Annotated in this window: 4 protein-coding genes and 2 pseudogenes; 5 read left to right on the top strand and 1 reads right to left on the bottom strand. The window is 36.8% G+C overall.

The window, feature by feature from the left end:
* From CP368_RS09460 to CP368_RS11080, 4 genes and pseudogenes are all read left to right on the top strand, one after another.
* The coding region (locus tag CP368_RS09460; protein WP_098044436.1) for an ABC transporter permease at positions 1-645 on the top strand (645 nt) is incomplete at its 5' end.
* A 123-nt stretch (positions 646-768) separates the two neighbouring features.
* A complete protein-coding gene (locus CP368_RS09455; protein WP_087176610.1) occupies positions 769-1,272 on the top strand; it encodes an O-acetyl-ADP-ribose deacetylase in 504 nt (167 codons plus the stop codon).
* Between the two features lie 95 nt (positions 1,273-1,367).
* Positions 1,368-1,487, top strand: a pseudogene (locus CP368_RS11085) (helix-turn-helix domain-containing protein); the annotation flags it as partial.
* A 57-nt stretch (positions 1,488-1,544) separates the two neighbouring features.
* Positions 1,545-1,733 (top strand): annotated as a pseudogene (locus CP368_RS11080) (IS110 family transposase); the annotation flags it as partial.
* 310 nt (positions 1,734-2,043) lie between these two features.
* On the opposite strand, the gene CP368_RS10440 reads toward CP368_RS11080, so the two are convergent.
* Positions 2,044-2,232 carry a hypothetical protein gene (locus CP368_RS10440; protein ID WP_143438290.1) on the bottom strand — a complete coding sequence of 63 codons (189 nt, stop codon included), beginning with the start codon at positions 2,230-2,232 and terminating at the stop codon, positions 2,044-2,046.
* A 671-nt stretch (positions 2,233-2,903) separates the two neighbouring features.
* Between CP368_RS10440 and CP368_RS09440 the strand changes: the two genes are divergently transcribed.
* A partial coding sequence (locus CP368_RS09440; RefSeq protein ID WP_143468322.1) for an NADPH-dependent FMN reductase occupies positions 2,904-3,423 on the top strand: 520 nt, incomplete at its 3' end.

Here is a 3,423-nt window from a genome sequence, read left to right as displayed (position 1 = left end):
CCTATTATTAATCTTTTGTTATTGGTATTAATTGATCTACAATACAGCAATCAATTCAACTGGTATGTCGCTGCCTCATCGATCGTGATTGATAGTGCAGCTTTATCAATTCAGGCAATGTCGCAATTATTGATTACAGATGCTAATTTGGGCATCGATCTTGAAATGATAGCAAAAAGACCATACAGTCCTTATTATTGGGGGACTAAATTCCTTACTTCATTAATTGCAGGAATCGTCTTGGGTGTAATCAATGTGATATTGCTATTATTATTCGGCTTGCCTTGGGGGGTGTTCTTCCGTTGCTTGGTAATTTTACCAGTTGCCTGCGTTTTTGGTGCTGTTATGGGTTTTACAGGTTGGAGCTTGTCATGGCAAATGAAAAATCCTTACTTTTTCACTAACCTATTTGGTTCAGTAATTACCATTGTTTCAGGTGTATTGGTTGTAATTTCTAATTATCCTGCATGGTTAAGAAGTTTGAGCTATATTTTTCCATTTTATGAGTTAGTTAATTTCGTCAAATTAAATAATACTAATCTATGGTTGGGTATTTTGATTGCAGCTATTTGGTTAGTAATTGGTATTGTGCTCTATGTGACTCAAATTAAGTCAGTTTTGAATAAAAAAATACATCAATATTAAAAAGTGAGCTAATCATATCATGATATGACTAACTCACTTTTTTAACATTTAAAATGATTTTAAATTAAGCAAAATAACAATGTTATTGGTGTTAGAATGTTGGTTATTTCTAAGGACATAATTATGAAAGACATAAAAATTATTAAAGGCGATATTACTAAGATGAAAGCCAACGCGATCGTTAATGCGGCTAATAATTCATTACTTGGTGGTGGCGGCGTTGATGGTGCCATTCATAGAGCAGCGGGTCCACGTTTGCTTGAAGAATGCATGACTTTGCATGGTTGTCCAACAGGTGAAGCAAGGATAACACATGGCTATAATTTGCCTGCGAAATATGTGATTCATACAGTGGGCCCAGTTTATGCTGGCAAGACTAGTGATGCGCATATGCTAGCTTCTTGCTACTATAATTCATTGGCTTTGGCAAAGAAAGTGGGATTACATAGCGTGATTTTTTCAGCTATTTCTACGGGTGTGTATGGTTATCCTGCAGAAAGTGCAGCTAAAGTTGCAGTTGATACTATTCAAAAGTGGCAAAAGGAAAATTCTGATTATAAGATGGATATTTCGCTATGTGCCTATGATGGACGGATGTATCGCTTGTATGAGAAGATGGTAGCGTAGGATTTATTAAAATCAATTAAACCCTGGTTGGTGATAAAAGTGGAAACAGTAGATAATTACGGGGCTATATTTAAAAATATACGTGAAAAAAGGGATTGTCATTAACTCAAGTTGCAAGAGGAATAATTTCTCCAGCCACACTATCTAGATGGGAGAATGGTAAAGGAGAAATGTATTTTGGTAACGTAGTGAGTCTCTTGCAACGGTTAAATATTTATCTAGATGAATCCATTAGTATTCCACAATATAGTAGAAAAGATAATACAGCTAAGACAAATCCGTGTCATATAGCAGATTATTATGAAAGCAAAAAGCTATCCTCTCAAACCAAAGGGTTCAAAAAGATAGCTATTGCTTCAATTCATAAACTAATCAGAACCATTTATGCCCTGATTATCAATGATCAACCATATGATTACAACGTAGCCACACATAATCAAAAAGACTTTAGTCGTAATTAATTGATCAAGTACATTATAACGCTAAGCCCAAAAATCAGATATGGATCTGGGCTTATTTGTCGTGTCTAACTAAAAAAATAAATCGACACTAAAAGATGTTTAAGTTGAAATTTAAACAAAAAATGAAGCCAAACTTCTTATTATGCTTGACTTTACGTAGAAAAAATCCCTTTCTTGACTGACACACGCTGGCCTACCGCAAAAATATTGACACTTACTACTTCCCGAAGTAACTCCACCAACGACTGGAACAATTTTCTCAATTCCAGAGGCTAGTCCCTTTTTGGTTAGTGTTTTGCCAGCAACTATACTAGTTATTTTTTAATAATGAGTACCACAAAGTTTTCATTAAAGGTTTCCCTAATATTTGTTTAGAAGCATACTTTATAGCATTAGAACTTGACACCCGCAACAAAGAAGCTGATCCATTTACTCCAGCCATTGTTCCTAAAAATAATAACAATCCATTTGTTTGAATTTTTCCATTTTCTTCGATCAAATCATCAAAATCATATATATAGAATACGCGTGGTGCCAGTTAAATCGTTCTAGACAATAAGCTAGATTACCATTAGCGATTCGGCGCAAACGTAAGGGGTAGGATGGTCACCAGCGGCTAGTTGAATTTTCTATTGCGACTTATCAAACGGATGTTGTCCCGTATCAAATAAATTATGACGTTTTATAAATTGAACCGATACGCGGTCTGATATGCGCTGATGCACTGTGGTGGTCAGCGCATTTTTATCAGGTCGGAAGTTCAGGCGGATGCTATGCAGATAACAGTGGCCGAATATGTTGGGTGAAGTCTGGGGCCTTGCCGTTAATGCTGGGGCAATGGCCTTATTTCAGCGGGATCTTAAAAGGTGTGTTCAGACATTTAGAGATAGGCGAGGGATAAAAATAACGTAAATTCCGGTTAGACGTGTATTGAAAATAAAGAAAGGGTCATCGGAATCATTGATACTCCGATGATCTTTTCTGTCGGTAATTAGACATAGACTAAAATATTTTTCTGGAGCGTAAGTCTTGATTTAACAACGTTTTTTGGCGATTGAACAAGTGATTTTGAAAATTGATAGGCTAAAATGGTTGCACTTTTTCAACAGCTTGTTATACTTACTATTGGTAAGTATAACAAGGAAATTAGTTTTGAAAGGATTGTTTGATATGACAAAATATGGTGTAATTGTAGGTTCTATTCGTAAAAATTCTTATTCTAAAGGGGTCGCTGAGGCCATCGTTGCTGGGTTACCAGACGACGCTGAAGTAACGTACTTAAATATCGCTAAGTTGCCACTATATAACCAAGACTACGATGCGGATTCACCCGTAGAATATACAGAATTTCGTCAGGCCGTTGCGGCTCAAGATGCGTTCATCTTTGTCACACCTGAACATAACCGTAGCATCCCAGCAGCCTTGAAGAATGCTTTGGATGTTGCTTCACGTCCATGGGGTCAAAGTGTTTGGGGCGGCAAGCCTGCTTTGGTTGCTTCCCAATCGATCTCTGGTATCTCTGGCGTCTTAGCACACCATGTTTTACGTCAATCCTTGGTCTTCTTAGACATGCCAACGATGCAACAACCAGAATTGTACATCGGTAATACTGATAAGTTGGCTGATGAAAATGGTCACATTGCACGTGCACTTCTAGGAAATCCTAAATTATTATTATTAGATGAACCTA

Source organism: Lactobacillus sp. UMNPBX17 (genome assembly GCF_002553735.1).
Classification (GTDB): Bacteria; Bacillota; Bacilli; order Lactobacillales; family Lactobacillaceae; genus Lactobacillus; species Lactobacillus gallinarum.
The sequence above is the reverse complement of the archived record's forward strand: the minus strand, read 5'-3'. Positions and strand labels throughout refer to the sequence as shown.

What these genes read in the sequence shown, in the direction of transcription:
- CP368_RS09455 (WP_087176610.1), top strand. Translation starts at nt 769, where the DNA reads ATGAAAGACATAAAAATTATTAAAGGCGATATTACTAAGATGAAAGCC.